General features: G+C 73.0%; 16 protein-coding genes. 5 read left to right on the top strand and 11 right to left on the bottom strand.

Features of this window, described 5'->3' with window-relative positions:
* The first annotated feature begins 67 nt into the window (after window positions 1-67).
* Window positions 68-511, top strand: coding sequence for a nitroreductase family deazaflavin-dependent oxidoreductase (locus tag IEZ00_RS32825; protein WP_189227264.1), 444 nt, complete (start codon window positions 68-70; stop codon window positions 509-511).
* 60 nt (window positions 512-571) lie between these two features.
* Here IEZ00_RS32825 and IEZ00_RS32820 read toward each other — a convergent pair whose 3' ends face one another.
* From IEZ00_RS32820 to IEZ00_RS32805, 4 genes are read right to left on the bottom strand one after another with little or no spacing between them, the layout of a single operon-like run.
* Window positions 572-1,507, bottom strand: a complete 936-nt coding sequence (locus IEZ00_RS32820) for an ornithine cyclodeaminase family protein (protein ID WP_189227263.1) — start codon at window positions 1,505-1,507, stop codon at window positions 572-574.
* Window positions 1,508-1,511: 4 nt separating this feature from the next.
* Complete coding sequence (locus IEZ00_RS32815) at window positions 1,512-2,609, bottom strand: alanine racemase (RefSeq protein WP_189227262.1); 1,098 nt, start codon at window positions 2,607-2,609, stop codon at window positions 1,512-1,514.
* Window positions 2,606-3,283: a helix-turn-helix transcriptional regulator gene (locus IEZ00_RS32810; RefSeq protein WP_189227261.1), complete on the bottom strand. Its 678-nt coding sequence runs from the start codon at window positions 3,281-3,283 to the stop codon at window positions 2,606-2,608. The genes IEZ00_RS32815 and IEZ00_RS32810 overlap by 4 nt, the downstream gene beginning before the upstream one ends.
* Before the next feature lie 56 nt (window positions 3,284-3,339).
* The gene (locus tag IEZ00_RS32805) at window positions 3,340-3,963 is read right to left on the bottom strand and encodes a TetR/AcrR family transcriptional regulator C-terminal domain-containing protein (protein ID WP_189227260.1); all 624 of its coding nucleotides are present in this window, start codon (window positions 3,961-3,963) and stop codon (window positions 3,340-3,342) included.
* Between the two features lie 42 nt (window positions 3,964-4,005).
* Here IEZ00_RS32805 and IEZ00_RS32800 point away from each other — a divergent pair, with 42 nt between their 5' ends.
* Window positions 4,006-5,379, top strand: coding sequence for an FAD-dependent monooxygenase (locus IEZ00_RS32800; RefSeq protein ID WP_189227259.1), 1,374 nt, complete (start codon window positions 4,006-4,008; stop codon window positions 5,377-5,379).
* A gap of 493 nt (window positions 5,380-5,872) precedes the next feature.
* On the opposite strand, the gene IEZ00_RS32795 is transcribed toward IEZ00_RS32800, so the two are convergent.
* Entirely contained in the window at window positions 5,873-6,145 is a 273-nt protein-coding gene (locus IEZ00_RS32795) for a GlsB/YeaQ/YmgE family stress response membrane protein (RefSeq protein ID WP_189227258.1), read from the bottom strand.
* 162 nt (window positions 6,146-6,307) lie between these two features.
* Between IEZ00_RS32795 and ppk2 the strand changes: the two genes are divergently transcribed.
* Together ppk2 and IEZ00_RS32785 are read left to right on the top strand one after the other, a co-directional pair.
* Window positions 6,308-7,312, top strand: coding sequence for a polyphosphate kinase 2 (gene ppk2 / locus IEZ00_RS32790; protein ID WP_209619584.1), 1,005 nt, complete (start codon window positions 6,308-6,310; stop codon window positions 7,310-7,312).
* A gap of 31 nt (window positions 7,313-7,343) precedes the next feature.
* Window positions 7,344-8,843, top strand: a complete 1,500-nt coding sequence (locus IEZ00_RS32785; protein ID WP_189227257.1) for an amidase — start codon at window positions 7,344-7,346, stop codon at window positions 8,841-8,843.
* 45 nt (window positions 8,844-8,888) lie between these two features.
* On the opposite strand, the gene IEZ00_RS32780 is transcribed toward IEZ00_RS32785, so the two are convergent.
* From IEZ00_RS32780 to IEZ00_RS32755, 6 genes are all read right to left on the bottom strand, one after another.
* Window positions 8,889-10,535: a glycoside hydrolase family 27 protein gene (locus tag IEZ00_RS32780; protein WP_189227256.1), complete on the bottom strand. Its 1,647-nt coding sequence runs from the start codon at window positions 10,533-10,535 to the stop codon at window positions 8,889-8,891.
* A 111-nt stretch (window positions 10,536-10,646) separates the two neighbouring features.
* Window positions 10,647-11,891 (bottom strand): PP2C family protein-serine/threonine phosphatase, encoded by a 1,245-nt coding sequence (locus tag IEZ00_RS32775; RefSeq protein ID WP_229796339.1) that lies wholly within the window; start codon window positions 11,889-11,891, stop codon window positions 10,647-10,649.
* An 18-nt stretch (window positions 11,892-11,909) separates the two neighbouring features.
* On the bottom strand, window positions 11,910-12,056 hold the full coding sequence (locus IEZ00_RS32770; protein WP_189227255.1) for a hypothetical protein: 147 nt from the start codon (window positions 12,054-12,056) through the stop codon (window positions 11,910-11,912).
* Window positions 12,057-12,559: 503 nt separating this feature from the next.
* Window positions 12,560-13,279 (bottom strand): helix-turn-helix domain-containing protein, encoded by a 720-nt coding sequence (locus IEZ00_RS37900; RefSeq protein ID WP_189227254.1) that lies wholly within the window; start codon window positions 13,277-13,279, stop codon window positions 12,560-12,562.
* 24 nt (window positions 13,280-13,303) lie between these two features.
* The gene (locus IEZ00_RS32760; protein WP_189227253.1) at window positions 13,304-13,501 is read right to left on the bottom strand and encodes a ferredoxin; all 198 of its coding nucleotides are present in this window, start codon (window positions 13,499-13,501) and stop codon (window positions 13,304-13,306) included.
* A 9-nt stretch (window positions 13,502-13,510) separates the two neighbouring features.
* On the bottom strand, window positions 13,511-14,722 hold the full coding sequence (locus tag IEZ00_RS32755) for a cytochrome P450 (RefSeq protein WP_189227252.1): 1,212 nt from the start codon (window positions 14,720-14,722) through the stop codon (window positions 13,511-13,513).
* Between the two features lie 103 nt (window positions 14,723-14,825).
* Between IEZ00_RS32755 and IEZ00_RS32750 the strand changes: the two genes are divergently transcribed.
* Window positions 14,826-15,485 (top strand): TetR/AcrR family transcriptional regulator, encoded by a 660-nt coding sequence (locus IEZ00_RS32750; protein WP_229796336.1) that lies wholly within the window; start codon window positions 14,826-14,828, stop codon window positions 15,483-15,485.
* Window positions 15,486-15,549 lie beyond the last annotated feature (64 nt).

The raw sequence follows: 15,549 nt of genomic DNA, 5'->3' as shown, positions 1-15,549 counted from the left end.
GGATGCTCGCGGCCTCGTCCGGTGTTGTGATGGGTGATCGGACCGCGGTACGGAGTGAGGAGAACCGATGCCACTGACCGGCGAGTACGAGCCCAGCCCCGAGAAGTGGGTGCGCGAGCAGGTCGAGCTGTACGAGAGCTCGGGCGGCACCGAGGGCACGACCTTGCGCGGCATGCCCGTGATCGTGCTGACCACGAAGGGCAACCGGTCGGGCAAGATCCGCAAGACGCCGCTGATGCGCGTCGAGCACGACGGCGTCTACGCCGTGGTCGCCTCGCAGGGCGGTGCGCCCAAGCACCCGGTCTGGTACTACAACATCCGCTCGACGCCGACGGTGGAACTGCAGGACGGGCCGGTCCGCAAGGACTACACCGCGCGCGAGGTGACCGGCGAGGAGAAGGCCGTGTGGTGGGAGCGGGCCGTGGCCGCGTACCCGGACTACGCCGACTACCAGCGCAAGACCGACCGTGAGATCCCCGTGTTCGTCCTGGAGCCGGTCCAGGAGGGCTGAGGTCGTCCCGGCGGGCGGGTCCGGCTCGCCCGCCGGGAGCGCGGTCAGCTCACGGCGTCCTCACGAGCCGGGTTGGGCCCGGTGCTCGCGCGCCTCCAGCAGCGCTACCGCCAGGAACAGGTCCTGCAGGCCGATGCCGGAGCTGTCGAAGACGGTGATCTCGTCGGCGGAGCGGCGTCCCGGCGACCGGCCGGACAGCACGTGCCCGAGCGCGGTCGGCTCGGCGTGCGCCGGGGCGTGCTGGAACTCGCCGATCTCCCGCGACTGGGCGGGCCAGTCGCAGAACAGCCGCGCGGTGGCCAGCAGCTCCGGCGGCAGCTCCTGCTTGCCCCTGGCGTCGGAGCCCATGCTCGCCACGTGGGTGCCCGGCCCGATCCAGGCGGCGTCGAACAGCGGGGCGCGGGAGGTCGTCGCGGTCACCACGACGTCGGAGGACCGGCACGCCTCCTCGGCGGAGGCGGGCACGGCGGTCAGCCCGTGCCCGGCCAGCTTCCGCGCGAACGCCGCGCCCCGATCCGCGTCGCGGGCCACCACGCGCACCACCTCGAACTCGCGCACGCGGGCCAGCGCGGCGCACTCGTGGAACGCCTGGTGGCCGGTGCCGAAGACGGCCAGCGCCCGCGCGTCGGGGCGGGCCAGCGCGTCGGCGGCCACCGCGTCGGCGGCCGCGGTGCGGTAGGCGTTGGCCTGCCCGGCCTCGATCACCGCGCCGATCCGGCCGACTTCCTGGTCGAACAGCAGCACCAGCGAGTTGTGCCTGGGCAGCCCTCGCTCGGCGTTGCCCGGCCAGTAGCTGCCGACCTTCAGGCCCGCCACCTCCGCGGTGGCGGCCGACTTGACGGTGAACCGGTTGGCCCGCGCCGAACCGTGCCCGAGCACCGCCGGGAACGAGTGCGCGTCCTCGTCCACCGCGGCCAGCAGCGCCCGGCGGGCGGCCGCGTAGGCCAGCTCGTGGGTCACCAGGGCGGTGGACTCCGCCTCGGAGATGAAGATCACCGGGTCACCAGCCGTTCACGCGGCGCCACGTGCTCGCGCCGACCTGGTAGGAGTCGTGCTGCGCCGCGGTGGCGCACGCGTGGTTGGGCAGGACGCGGACCCTGGTGCCCACCGGCAGGTCCGGCAGCGGTCGGTCGCTGCCCTCCCGCATCGACAGGGTGCCGTGCTCCTGGCTGGCGTCGGTCATCAGCAGGTCCGGGTAGATCCCGCCGTCCAGGGCGGCGACCAGGCCGTAGCCCTGGTCCACCGGCTGCCGCGCGGTGCCGCGGTCCCGCGATGTGGCCATCCACCCGCCGTCGGTCATGATCCAGCCCTTCTCCGGGCGGTGGCCGATGACGGTGACGACCACCGACAGCGCCAGGTCCTCCGGCGAGCACACGCCGAGGCCCGCCATCACCAGGTCGAAGAAGACGAAGTTGCCCGCCCGCACCTCGGTGACGCCGGTCAGGTCCGTCACCGCGTGCGCGGTGGGGGTGGAGCCGATGCTCACCACGGGGCAGTCGTGGCCCGCCGCGCGCAGGTCCTCCGCCACCCGCACGGCCGCCGCGCGCTCCGCCTCCGCGGCGGCCACCAGCGCTTCACGGGTGTAGCAGAAGTAGGACTCGCCCGCGTGGGCCAGCACACCGCGCAGCCGCGCGCCGTCGGCGAGCTCCTCGGCGATGGCCACGACCTCCGGCGAGCCGGGCAGCACGCCGCCGCGGTGGCCGTCGCAGTCGACCTCGACCAGCGCGGGGATCGCCGTCCCCGCCGCCCTGGACGCCTCGGCCACGGCGGTGGCCTGCGCGACGCTGTCGAGCAGGACGACCAGGTCGACGCCGCGCTGACGCAGCGCGAGGACGCGGTCCAGCTTCGCGGGCGCGATGCCCACCGCGTAGACGATGTCGGTGAAGCCCGCGTCGGCGAACGCCTCGGCTTCGCGCAGCGTCGACACGGTGATGGGGCCGGTGCCGCCGTCGAACAGCAGCTTCGCCACGTCGACCGACTTGGCGGTCTTGACGTGCGGGCGCAGCGGGGTGCCCAGCGCGTCCAGGTGGGACCGCAGACGCGCGATGTTGCGACGCACCTTGTCCTCGTCCAGCAGCAGGTAGGGGGTCTCGGTCATCGTTCCCCGTTCACGGTGTCGGTGTTCGTGGCGTCGGTGTTCGTGGTGCCGGTGGAGCGGCACTCGGCCAGGTCGGCGTAGAGGGAGGCGCGGGAGATGCCCAGCCTGGCGGCCACCCTGGGCGCGGCCCCGCGCACGTGGAAGACGCCGCGCCGGTCCAGAGCGCGCAACAGGGGCAGCCGTTCCCGCCTGCTCAGCCCGTGCACCGGCTTGGCCAGCGCCAACTCCTCATCGCGCAGCACGGCGTCCACGACCTCGTCGACGTCGTCGGTGAACGTGGTCGGCACGGGTGTCGCCGCGGTTCCGGCCAGGTCCGCCAGCAGGTCGCCGACCTGGCGCAGCGCGGTGACGTCCAGGTTCACGCACAGCGCGCCGAAGACGTGACCCCCCTCGTCGCGCAGCGGCAGGGTGGAGGACTTGACCACTCGGCCGGACGGTGTGCGGGTCAGGTAGTTCAGCTGGGGGGTCGCGTCGTCGCCCTCGGCGAGCACGCTCAGCCCGATCTCGCTCATCGCGCCGCCCACCCGCCGGTTGGTCAGCTCGCCCGCGACCGCCACCACCGAGTGGTCCGGCTGCCGGTAGTCGTGCAGCACCAGTTCGCAGGAGCGGCCGAAGGTCGCCGCCAGGCCGGGCAGCACATCCTTGAGCGCGTTGAGGATCGCGTCCGCGGTCATGCGGAGCAGTCTAGACAGACAGTCCAAGAGTTGGACAGATTGTCAGACAAATCTCGTCAGGGGAGCTGTCCGAGGACCTGGTCCAGGGCGAAGTCGAGCCGCTGCGCGAACGCGCCGGGTGCCAAGTGGGCATGGACGCTGTCCAACGCCGGGTATCCGCCGCGCGACAGGGCCTCGGCGAGCCTGTTGTCGCCGGGCTCGGGCTGCGCCTGCTCCTCGTGGACCAGGCCGAGCGTGAGGTAGAGCAGGCTCCAGGTGGTCCAGGCGGCGCGCCTGTCGTCCACGCCCCCGGCGAGCAGCGCGGCCACGAGTTCCTCCGCGAAGCGCAGCGTGCCCGGTTCGGCGGTGTAGGTGCCGATCACGGTCGCCGCGCCGTCGCGGTGGGCCAGCAGGGCGTGCCGGAGCCTGCGCGGGAGTTCGGCCGCGCGGTCGCGCCAGTGCTCGGGCAGGTCGTTCAGGGCGACCTGGGCGAGGATCGCGTCGGCCATCAGCTCGCGCAGTCGCGCCTTGCTCTTCACGTGCCACAGCACGGTGTTCATCCGCACGCCGAGCCGGGCGGCGACGGCACGGGTCGACACCGCTTCCAGGCCCGCCTCGTCCAGCAGGGCCAGCGCGGCGCTCACCACGGTGTCGCGGTCGAGTCGGGGCGGACTGGGGCGGCCCGCTTGCTTATTGGTCATTGACCTAGTCTAGGGATATTGGTCAATGACTAAGGAGGAGTGGTGGAGGACGTCATCGTGGTCGGCGCCGGGCCGACCGGGCTGTGGCTGGCCGCCGAACTGCGCCTGGCGGGCGTGGGCGTCACCGTGCTGGAGGCCCGGCGCGAGCGCGACCCGCATTCCAAGGCGCTGACGCTGCACCCGCGCACGCTGGAGCTCCTGGCCTGCCGAGGGGTGGCGGAGCGGTTCCTCGCCGAGGGGCTGCCCATTCCGAAGAGCCACTTCGGCGGGCTGGAGGAGAGGCTGGACTTCGGCGTGCTCGACACGCCGTTCCCGTTCACGCTCTTCCTCCCGCAGGTCCGCACCGAGGAGCTGCTGGAGCGGCACGCCGTGGAAGCCGGTGCGCGGGTGCGGCGGGGCGTGCGGGTCGCGGGTGTCGACCAGGACGCCGAGGGTGTGACGGTCGAAGCGGCCGGGGAGGTGTTCCGGGCCCGGTACGTGGTGGGCTGCGACGGCGTGCGCAGCACCGTGCGCGCGGCGGCGGGCATCGACTTCCCCGGCACCGAGGCCAACACCTGGGGCTGGCTGGGCGACGTGGTGCCCGAGCGGACGCCTGCGGGACCGCTGATCACCAGTGGACCCCGTGGCGGGATGATCGGTGTGCCGGTGGCGGGCGAGGTCTGGCGCTTCGTCGGGGTGGACCCCTTGGGCCTGCGCGCCGACCGCCCCGGTGAGCTGACCACCGAGGAGCTCTGCGCCGCCGTCACCCGGATCACCGGCGTCGACTTCGGCGTCCGCGAGGTGCGGTGGTTGTCCCGCTTCGGCAACGCCACCCGCCAGGTGGCGCGCTACCGGGCGGGCCGGGTGCTGGTCGCGGGCGACGCGGCGCACCAGCACTTCCCCACCGGCGGGGTGGGCCTCAACACCGGTGTGCAGGACGCGGCCAACCTCGGCTGGAAGCTGGCCGCCGTGGTGCGCGGGGAGGTGGGCGAGGACCTGCTCGACAGCTACCACGACGAGCGCCACCCCGTGGGTGCGCAACTGCTGCGCGTCACCAGGGCCCAGACCGCGCTGATGACCGCCTGGTCGGAGGAGGGGCAGGCGCTGCGCGCACTGCTGAGCCACGAGATCGCCGCCGTACCGGCGTTCTCCCGCGCGCTGGCGGAGGAGGTTTCCGCGCTCGCCGTGGCCTACCCGGCGCCGGAGGGCGCGCACCCGCTGACCGGCAGGCGGGCGCCGAACTTCCGGTTCGACGACGACGACCTGTTCACCCGGCTGCGGGGCGGACGTCACGTCCTGCTCGACCTCGACGAGGTGCGGCCAGGTGAGGCGCGGGAGGACTGGGCGGGCGTGGCCACCGCGCTGATCCGGCCCGACGGGCACGTCGCCCGCGTGGACCTCCGGCGTCCGGTCACGGGGGCCGACGAGGCGGCCTGAGGACTCCTCCGGGGAGCGGGTGGAGGGATGAGCCAGACCGACGCGGGTGCTGTTTGGTCAACGATCCCGCGTCGATCTGGCCGGTCCGCCACAGCGGTCCTACCGTGCAGACCACGCGCGCGCACGGCGACAGCGGATTACCCACCGCTGTGGATCTGACACGCGAACGCCCGATCTTCTTCGGCAGCCCGCGCGACCACCGCATTTCGGCGGGTTGGTTGGCTCGGTGGCGAGAGGGCGAGCCCTCGGGGCGCGTCGGCCCCTCACCGGTGGGGTGAGCTCGGCGCGCCCGTGCCCGACATTGTGGTGAACATTTGACGACTGTGGCGCGAAAAATCATCCGACGTGCCGCGGCGACCTGGGGTGAACCAGCGGCGGTCCGAATTGCCGGAAGTGCCGACGGCGAAAAGCGGTGAGGCCCACCGGGTGTTCCCGGCGGGCCTCACCGCTCGACCGGACAGCGGTCCGGTCCGGTTATTCGTTCATCCGTGCGTCACCCGTGCGCGCGGTGTCCGCGGCTGGTCACCAGGTGGTACACGGCGAGCACCACGATGGAGCCGAGGATGGCCAGCAGCCAGGTGCTCAGGTCGAAGAAGCTGCCGATGTCGGAGCCGAAGAGGGCGCGACCGATGAAGCCGCCGAGGATGGCGCCGATGATGCCGAGCAGCATGGTGATGATGATGCCGCCGGGGTCCCTGCCGGGCATGATGGCCTTGGCGATGGCGCCGGCGATGAGACCCAGAACGATCCAACCCAGGATGCCCACGGTGTGGTTCCTTGTCCTCGTGCCACGCCGTCTTCGGTGGTGCGGCGTGGTCCCTGTCGATGCCGGGATGCCCGCCTCACCGCGTTCTCACACCTATTTCACCCGGCGATATCGGAATGTGATCCTGTTTGCCTTCCCGCGCCACCGGGTAGGTCTCATTCCGTGCTCGAAGAGTTGTCGGAGACCGCGAAACTGTTCCCGGAGCTGCGCGACGGACTCGTCGTCGACTACCAGGACGCCGACGACCCGGTGCTGCGCCGCGAGGACGGCTCCGAGATCGACACGTGGCGCGAGAACTACCCGTACTCCTCGCGCATGTCGCGCCAGGAGTACGACTACACCAAGCGCCTGCTGCAGATCGAGCTGCTGAAGCTCCAGTACTGGGTCAAGGACACCGGCGCTCGCATGGTCATCCTGTTCGAGGGCCGCGACGCCGCTGGCAAGGGCGGCACCATCAAGCGGTTCACCGAGCACCTCAACCCGCGTGGCGCGCGTGTGGTCGCGCTGAGCAAGCCGACCGAGCGCGAGCAGGGGGAGTGGTACTTCCAGCGCTACGTCAACCACCTGCCCACGGCCGGGGAGATCGTGCTGTTCGACCGCTCCTGGTACAACCGGGCCGGGGTGGAGCGGGTGATGGGCTACTGCTCCGACGAGGAGTACGAGCGGTTCATGCGCCAGGTCCCCACCTTCGAGCGGATGCTGGTCGACGACGGTGTGCTGCTGGTCAAGCTGTGGTTCTCGGTCTCCCGCGCCGAGCAGCGCACCCGGTTCCTGATCCGGCAGGTGGACCCGGTGCGGCAGTGGAAGCTCAGCCCCAACGACATCGAGTCGCTGGACCGCTGGGACGCCTACACCGAGGCCAAGGTCGCCATGTTCCGCGCCACCGACACCGAGTGCGCGCCGTGGACGGTGGTCAAGAGCAACGACAAGAAGCGCGCCCGCATCGAGGCCATGCGCAGCGTGCTGGCCAGGACCGACTATGCCGACAAGGACGCCGAGGTGGTCGGCGAGCCCGACCCGCGCGTGGTGGGCGCGGCGGCGACGCTGCTGGAGGAGGGCGAGGACGACACCGCCCTCAGCCCCACCCCCATCGCCCCGGTGCCCGACCCGGACCACGGCCCCGGCCTGCACCCCGACTGCGACGAGACCGGGCGCACAGGAGCTTGACCGGGCGTGCCCGCGCGGCTGGGCTGGACGGATGCACTCCCGCCGCACGCCCCCGACCGGCCCGTCGCACCAGCCGGTCCCGCCCGCCGGGCACCCCACCGGGCAGCTCGGTTCCGACCTCGACGCGGCCACCATCCCGTGGCTGGCGCGGCGGATGGCGTCCGGCGGGCTCACCTCCGTCCGGCTGACCCTGGCCTACCTGCACCGGATCGCCACCGTCGACCGCAGGGTCCGGGCCGTGCTGGCGATCGATCCCAGCGCACTGCGCCAAGCCGCCGAGAGCGACCGGCGTCGCGCGCACGGCCGCGCCCTCGGTCCGCTGGACGGCATCCCGGTGCTGGTCAAGGACAACATCGACACCGAAGGTCTGGCGAGCACCGCTGGTTCGCGCGCCCTGCGCGTGCCGCCCACGCGCGACGCGGCGCTGGTGACCCGGCTGCGCGAGGCGGGCGCGGTGCTGCTGGGCAAGACCAACCTGTCGGAGTGGGCCAACTTCCGGTCCACCCGCTCCACCTCGGGCTGGTCCGGCGTGGGCGGCCAGACCAACAACCCGCACGCGCTCGACCGCAACCCGTGCGGCTCCTCGTCCGGCTCGGCCGCGGCCGTGGCCGCGTCGCTGGCCCAGGTCGCCGTGGGCACCGAGACCGACGGTTCGATCGTGTGCCCCTCCGGCCACAGCGGCGTGGTGGGCTTCAAGCCGACGCTCGGCCGGGTCAGCGGCGACGGGATCGTGCCGGTCTCGGCGTGGCAGGACACCGCGGGCCCGGTGGCGCGCAACGTGGTCGACGCCGCGATCCTGATGTCGGCGCTGGACGTCGAGGGCACCGACTACGCCTCGGGGCTGCGCCCGGACGCGCTGCGCGGCGCGCGGGTCGGCGTGTGGCGCAAGGCGGGCGCGGACGCCGACGTCGACCGCGTGGTGCACTCCGCAGTGCGAGTGCTGCGCCGCGCGGGCGCGGCGGTGGTCGAAGTCGCCCTGCCCCACCAGGTCGCGGTCGAGGCGGCCGAGTTCCCGGCGCTGATCACCGAGTTCAAGCACGACCTGGAGCGCTACCTGCGCACCCGTCCCGGCGCCCCGCGCGCGCTGGCCGAGCTGATCTCGTTCAACGAGCGCGACCCGGTGGAGCTGAGCAGGTTCGGCCAGGAGCTGTTCGAGCTGGCGGCGGTCGCGCCGCCGGTCACCGACCCGGCCTACCGGCGGCAGCGGGAGACCGCGACCGCGCTGGCCCGCGCGTCCATCGACGAGACGCTGGCGGCGCACGAGCTCGACGTGATCATGGCGCCGACCAACAGCCCGGCGTGGAGGACCGACTACGCCGACGGCGACGCCTACGAGGTGGACTCCTCGACGCCCGCCGCGGTGGCGGGCTACCCGAACGCCACGGTTCCCGCCGGGTTCGCCGGACCGCTGCCGATCGGTGTGTCGTTCATGGCGGGCGAGGGCGCCGACGCACGGGTCCTCGGCTGCGCGGCGGCCTTCGAGCGGATCGCGCGAGCCCGGCGCGCACCGGGGTACCTGCCCGCGCTGTGACGTGCGAAGCCGCGGCGGCGGGGCACCCCCGCCGCCGCGGGCTGCTCACAGCCGGGTCCACCGCTGGTTCGACCCGCCGTGGCAGGTCCACAGGATCAGCCGTGACCCGTTGGCGGTGGCGGCGCCCTCGACGTCCAGGCACAGACCGGACTGCGCGCCGGTGATCGTGCCGTCGTCGTTGAGCCGCCACCGCTGGTTGGCTTGCCCGTTGCAGGGCCAGGTGACCACCCGCGTGCCCGGCGCGGTGCCCTGGTCGTGGGCGTCCAGGCACTTGTCGCCGAAGATCCGCAGCTCGCCGTTCGGCCAGCTGGTCCACAACTGGTTGGCGGCCGGGTGGCAGCCCCACAGCACCAGGCCCGCGCCCGGCGCGGTGGACGCGGCCTCCACCACGGCGCACCGGGTGGACCCGACGCCGCGCAGCTGCGAGGTGGTGCCCGTGATCGGGCTGCCGCCGCGCACCCGGAACGCGGCCACGCCGTGCGCGGGCACGTCGGCGGAGATCGCGCCGGTGGTGGCCGAGCCCGCACCGGTCCACAGGTCGACCAGGTCGAAGCGGTCGCCGCGCAGGCCGACCTCGGCCGCCGTGGTGGCCACGCGGGTGGCCGAGTCGCCCCGGTTGAACAGGCCCACCGCGACCGAGCCGTCGGCCAGCGGCTTGGCGAAGACCTCGGTCGCGCCGTCGTCGCGCACCCGCCTGCCGCCCGCGCCCAGCCGGTCCTGGTTGACCTCCAGCAGCAGCGGGTTGCGCAGCACCGCGCTGATCTCGGCCGACATCGAGCGCGGGTCGTTGCCCGCCATCAGCGGCGCGGCCATCAGCGCCCACAGCGCGAAGTGCGCGCGGGACTCGGTCAGCGTCAGCCCCGGCCTGCCCACCACCAGCATGTCCGGGTCCGGCCAGTGCCCCGGCCCGGCCTGCGCGGTGCGCGGCGCGTTGATGTCGACGACGTTGCCCACGCCCATCGGGTAGCTGTTGACGTTGCCGTTCTGCCAGATGTCGAGCAGGTCCTCGGTGGTGCGCCAGAGGTCGGCGACCTCGCCCCAGTTGTAGTCCGCGCCCGCGATGGCGTGGTAGCTGTTGGGGTTGATGCTGTAGACGATCTGCCTGCCGGTGGCCCGCAGCGCGTCCCGCATCAGCGTGAACCGGGCGACCTGCTCCTCCAGCGAACCCTCCGGGGAGCACCAGTCGTACTTGAGGTAGTCCACCCCCCACGCGGCGAACTGCCGGGCGTCCTGCTCCTCGTGGCCCACGCTGCCGGTCGAGCCGGGGTAGGCGCCGCCGCGCTGGGCGCAGGTCTTCTCGGTGGGCACCTGGTAGATGCCGAACTTCAGGCCGCGGCTGTGGATGTAGTCGCCCATGGCCTTCATGCCGCTGGGGAAGCGGACCGGGTCGCCCTGCAGCGTGCCGTCGGGGTCGCGCTGGGGGTTGAACCAGCAGTCGTCGATCACCACGTACTGGTAGCCCGCAGCCTTCATGCCCGAGCTGACCATGGTGTCGGCCATCTCGCGGACCAGCGCTTCGTTGATGTTGCAGCCGAAGGTGTTCCAGGAGTTCCAGCCCAACGGGGGCGTGGCCGCGGGGCTGCCGGGGGCCGCGGTGGCGGGTAAGGACGGCTGCGCCGCGACGAGCGCCGCGGCGGCCGCCACCGCGGTCACGAGCAGGGGGAGCAGGCGTCGGGAGATGCGCAGGGGCATCGTTGCCTCCTGGTGCGGATGGACGCTGGGTGTCTTTTCTTGTTCGGTTTTGTGGGCAGGTGTGCAAGCCAGTTGACCACAGGGCACCGGTCGCGCCTAGCGCCCGTACGGTCACACCTGAGGCAGTCGCGTGCGCACTCCGTCGGACCACTCCAGCAGGACCAGCGTGGCGTCGTCCTGCAGGCGGCCGTCCTGGTGCTCCAGCACGGCGTGGCCCACCCTGCGCAGCGTCTCCGGCGGCGGCAGCCCCGCCGCCTCGTTGCGCTCGGTCAGGTCCACCAGCCGTTCCACGCCGAACAGCTCGCCGTCGGGGCTGCGCGCCTCGATCACGCCGTCGCTGTGGAACAGCACCCGGTCGCCGGGTTGGAGCTGCTCCCGGCCCAGCTTCGGTTCCTCGTCGACCAGGTGCCCCAGGCCCAGCGGCGGGCGCAGGTACCCGTGCAGCGTCTTGACCACGCGGCCCCGGCGCAGCAGCACCGGCGGCGGGTGCCCGGCCACCAGGTAGCACAGCTGCCCGGTGTCGAGGTCCAGTTCGGCGAGCACGGCGGTGGCGAACGGCATCCGCGACGCCCGGCTGCTCTGGACGTGGATGGACCGGTCGGCCAACCCGGCGGCCTCCAGCAGCCCCAAGCCCTGACGGCGGGCGTTGCGGGTGGCCGCCAGCGCCACCGCGGTGGTCAGGCCCGCCAGCATGTCGTGGCCCATCGAGTCGAAGATCGCCACGTACGCGCGGTGGTCGTCCACGGCGTAGTCGTAGCCGTCACCGCCGACCTCGTCGTAGGGCTCCAGCAGCGCGGCCACGGCCAAGCGGTCGCTGGCGAAGGTCTGCGGGGGCAGCATCTGCCACAGCAGCTCCGCGGCCACCGTCAGCGGCCTGGTCCGCCGCACGACGTGGAACAGGTCGCTGTAGTGCAGCTTGCTCATGACCAGGTGGCCCAGCACCCCGGCCAGCGTCCAGCACTGCTGCCGCACCACGGGGTGGTTGGGGTCGGCGCCCTCGGGCAGCACGACGTGCGCCACGCCAAGGCGCTCGGCCCCGTTGAGCATCGGCAGCCACAGGCACGACCGCCCGAGGAACGGGCGCCCCGGCACGATCTCGACCGTCCGGTAGGCGCGGCCCGCGGTGGTGGAGTCGATCACCTGCGAGGGGCCCGTCTCGGCGCGCACCGGGTGCAGGCGCCGCTGGGGCAGGTCGGTCAGGTACAGCTGCACCATCAGCCCGAGTTTGGCGACGGCCCGGTCGACAACGTCGGACAGGTCGTCGGCGGTCGCCACGTGGGTGTCGTCGATGATGCGCCGGAACACCCCGTGCCAGGACTCCTCCCGCTCGACCGCAGGGGGAGGGCAGTCCCGCACGGGGTGCTCCACGGGGCATCAGCCCGACGACTGGTCGTCCGGGTCCGGGCTGTCGCTCGGCGGGCGCTGCGAGACCTCTCGCTCGGTCTCGGTCAGCGGCACACCGCTGGACTCCTCGGCGTCACCGCGCTCGACGCCACCGTCCTCCTGCTGCGGTCCGGTCATGGTGGGCCTCCCTTCGCCTGGTCGCCCCTCGGCTACCCCGGTGCGGCCAGGGCAACCCGATGGCCACCGGGGCACCACAACGCCTGCCGGAATGGGGGAGAAACACGGGTGGTTCTGCGCGCACCTCTGCGCACCGGTGACGTGGAAGAGGATCTGCGGCAAAGGTACCCCCCGGTCCGGGGCGGTTCAACAGGACCGGATCGGTTCACGCGGAAGGGCAGCCGGAAACCACTCGGAGGAGTGTGCCGTGAGCGACCGCGGGAAAGGGCGAACCCAGCGCGGAGAGGGGTGTCCGCCCTGTTCCTGCTGCTCGCGCGGGGTGCGCCCGCACCGGTGGTGCCACGCGGTGGGCAGGAGGGGATTTCGGGACAACGCCAGTCGCGGCGGTATTCGGATCTCCCGGAAAACCGGTCCGGCGGGCCGGGGCACCTGCATTGTCGACCACATTTCCGGTCGGCACCGGCGAAGCGGGACCGGAGGCCGGTGCGCCGTGAGCGGCCGTGTCACACCTGGGACTCGGCCGGCAGCCGCAGCGCCAGCTCCTTGAGCTCGGGCGTGGCGCGGGTGGCGTCACCGGAGTCGAACGGCGGGCGCGGGTCGTACTCGACGGCCAGCCGGATCGCCTCCGCCGTGGTGTCCCCGGCGATCAGCGAGGCCAGGTGCAGCGCCATGTCGATGCCCGCGGAGACCCCGCCGCAGGACTTGGGCCGACCCGAACCCGCAGCGGCGGGCGATCGCATCCCCCGCCAGCGCGGCGGGCGCCAGGTCCTCGGCCAGGTGCCCGGCGATGTGGCCCGCCAGGTCCCGGACCAGCCGGTCACCCGGTGGCGGCGCGGCCGGGAAGACGCTGATCTGGGCCTGGTCGGCAGGCCGGTGCGGACCGACGCGACGCGCCTGCTCCGCGCGGCCAGCCGCCGCACCCGCGGTGTCAGCCGCTGGTCCGCCGCCGCGTCCTCCGCACCCGCGCCGCCCACGACGACCAGCGTGTCAAGCCGCCCGGTCACCCCCTCCAGCCCGCACCCGGCCGCCAGCGCGATCCCGGTGGAGCTGCGCGCCGCGCGCCTGCCGAGGGGGCCCAGCTCGATGGCGTACGGAGGCGCCGCGCCGTACCGGTTGGCGATGTCCAGAGCGCCGCTGGGGCAGGTGATGTCGAGGACCTGCGCGTCGTCGTAAGCCACGATGAGCACCCGCCGCCGGTCGTCCACAGCGGTGGATCCCAGCACGCGGCGCGCGACGGCGGGGCCGCCTCAGTCCTCGGCCAGCGACAGCGCCCCGCTCGGGCAGAGCTGAACCGCCTGGCGGGTCCTGGTCAACGCCTCGCCCGCCACGTGCTCGGTGAGCACCACGACCGTGCCGTCCTGCTCGTCCTGGTCGAACGCGGTCGGCTCGGCCAGGACGCACTGGCCCGCCCCGACGCACCGGCCGGTGTCCGCGATGATCCTCATCCGCGCCCCCTACCAGGTCACCGGGAGCGCGTACAGGCCGTAGACGCTGGCGTCGTCCTTGAACGGCAGCTGGTCCGACGGCGTGGCGAGCGCGAGCGTCGGCACGCGGCGCAGCAGGGTGTCGAACACGACCTGCAGCTCCAGCCGCGCCAGGTTCTGCCCCAGGCACTGGTGCGGGCCGAAGCCGAACGCGACGTGGTGGCGCGCGCCGCGCGCGATGTCGAACCGCTCCGGCTCGGCGAACACCTCGGGGTCGTGGTCAGCCGTGTGCCCCAGGCAGATCACGCCCTCGCCCGCCCGGATGAGGGTGCCGCCGACCTCGATGTCGGTGGTGGCGACCCTGGAGGTCGCGTTCTCCACGATGGTCAGGTAGCGCAGCAGCTCCTCCACCGCGCCGGGGGTGAGCGCGGGGTCGTCCCGGACGGCGGCGAGCGCGGCGGGGTTCTCCAGCAGGATCAGCGTGCCCAGCGAGATCATGTTCGCGGTCGTCTCGTGGCCGGCGAGGAGCAGCAGGAACGCCAAGCCCACCAGTGCGCCGTGGTCCTCGGTGCCGTTCTCGCGCTGCTTGAGCACCTGCCTGCCGAGCAGGTCGTCACCCGGCTCGGCCTGCTTGGCGCTGACCAGCTCGCTCAGGTACGCCGTGAGTTCGCCCATGGAGCGGCTGCGCTCTTCCGGCGGCGTGCTCAGCCGGACCAGGGAGGTGGTGTGCACCTGGAAGAAGTCGTGGTCGGCGTAGGGGACGCCGAGCAGTTCGCAGATCACCAGCGAGGGGACGGGCAGCGACAGCGCGGTCACCAGGTCCGCGGGGCGGGGTCCGGCCAGCATGGCGTCGAGGCAGTCGTCCACGATCCGCTGGATGCGGGGTTGCAGCGCCTGCATCCGCCGCACGGTGAACTCGCCCAGCACCGCGCGGCGCGCGGCGCTGTGCTCGGGCGGGTCCATCGAGATCATCATGGGGTACCCGCTCAGGTTCGTCCTCGCCTGCCCGGCCAGCAGCGACGGGAACCCCGGTTTGCCGCGGTCGGAGCTGAACCGGGTGTCGGCCAGCACGGCGCGGACGTGCTCGTGCCGGGTGATCAGCCACGCGGAGGAGCCGTTGGGCAGCTCGATCCGGTGGACCGGGGAGTGCTCGCGCAGCTCCGCGTACTCGCGGGGCGGGGCGTAGGGGCAGGTCCGCTGAGCCGGGAAGTTCAGCGCGCGGTGGTCGACGGCTCGGGTCATGGCACGACCTTCCGGAGGCATGTGGAGGAGATCATTCCGCTTCACCCACGGTACTGATCCGGAAGCTGTCCGTCCACTTATCCGTGAATGCGACAATTCCCCGGTGACCGCGGATCTCTCAGCGTCGGACGACACACCGCTGCGCGCCGACGCGCGCCGCAACCGGGACCAGATCATCGGCGCCGCCAAGAAGATGTTCGCCGAGCGCGGCCCGGACGTGCCGATGGAGGAGATCGCGCGCCGCGCCGAGGTCGGCGTCGGCACCCTCTACCGCCGCTTCCCCGACCGCGATGCGCTGATCAGGGCCGTGGTGCGGGACAACATGGCCGACGCGCTGGCGTACGCGCGAGCCGCGGCGGTCGAGGAGCCCACCGGCTGGAGCGCCCTGGTCCGGCTGCTGAGCCATTCGACCGAACTGGGGCTGAGCGTCCGGCTGTCGATGCTCTCCCCGACGGTTCGGAAGACCCTCCACGGGGATCCGGTCCTCCGCGAACTGCGCAGCGCGCTGCTCACCGCCTTCGAGACCATCGTGGGCACCGCCCAGGCCGAGGGCTCGCTGCGCACGGACGTGAGCGCCAGTGACGTGGCCATCGTCTACGCACTGCTGCTGCGCCAGCCGCAGACGATGGCCGACTCGACCGCGCAGTTGGCCACGGGCCGCGCCCTGGCCCTCGTGCTGGAGGGTCTGCGAGCGCGTCCGGACGCGCCCCCCGACGCGCTGCCCGGCCGTCGGCTGACCGCGGCGGACCTGCTGCTGGACTGACCCGCTGTCCACCCGTCGCGCGCGAAGCGGGGGCGGGCCGCGTCGGCCCGCCCCCACGTCCCGA

Source organism: Saccharothrix coeruleofusca (assembly GCF_014648515.1).
Lineage (GTDB): Bacteria > Actinomycetota > Actinomycetes > Mycobacteriales > Pseudonocardiaceae > Actinosynnema > Actinosynnema coeruleofuscum.
The sequence above is the reverse complement of the archived record's forward strand: the minus strand, read 5'-3'. Positions and strand labels throughout refer to the sequence as shown.

What these genes read in the sequence shown, in the direction of transcription:
- IEZ00_RS32825 (WP_189227264.1), top strand. Translation starts at nt 68, where the DNA reads ATGCCACTGACCGGCGAGTACGAGCCCAGCCCCGAGAAGTGGGTGCGC.
- IEZ00_RS32815 (WP_189227262.1), bottom strand. Translation starts at nt 2,609, where the DNA reads ATGACCGAGACCCCCTACCTGCTGCTGGACGAGGACAAGGTGCGTCGC.
- IEZ00_RS32810 (WP_189227261.1), bottom strand. Translation starts at nt 3,283, where the DNA reads ATGACCGCGGACGCGATCCTCAACGCGCTCAAGGATGTGCTGCCCGGC.
- IEZ00_RS32805 (WP_189227260.1), bottom strand. Translation starts at nt 3,963, where the DNA reads ATGACCAATAAGCAAGCGGGCCGCCCCAGTCCGCCCCGACTCGACCGC.
- IEZ00_RS32785 (WP_189227257.1), top strand. Translation starts at nt 7,344, where the DNA reads ATGCACTCCCGCCGCACGCCCCCGACCGGCCCGTCGCACCAGCCGGTC.
- IEZ00_RS32780 (WP_189227256.1), bottom strand. Translation starts at nt 10,535, where the DNA reads ATGCCCCTGCGCATCTCCCGACGCCTGCTCCCCCTGCTCGTGACCGCG.
- IEZ00_RS32770 (WP_189227255.1), bottom strand. Translation starts at nt 12,056, where the DNA reads ATGACCGGACCGCAGCAGGAGGACGGTGGCGTCGAGCGCGGTGACGCC.
- IEZ00_RS32760 (WP_189227253.1), bottom strand. Translation starts at nt 13,501, where the DNA reads ATGAGGATCATCGCGGACACCGGCCGGTGCGTCGGGGCGGGCCAGTGC.
- IEZ00_RS32755 (WP_189227252.1), bottom strand. Translation starts at nt 14,722, where the DNA reads ATGACCCGAGCCGTCGACCACCGCGCGCTGAACTTCCCGGCTCAGCGG.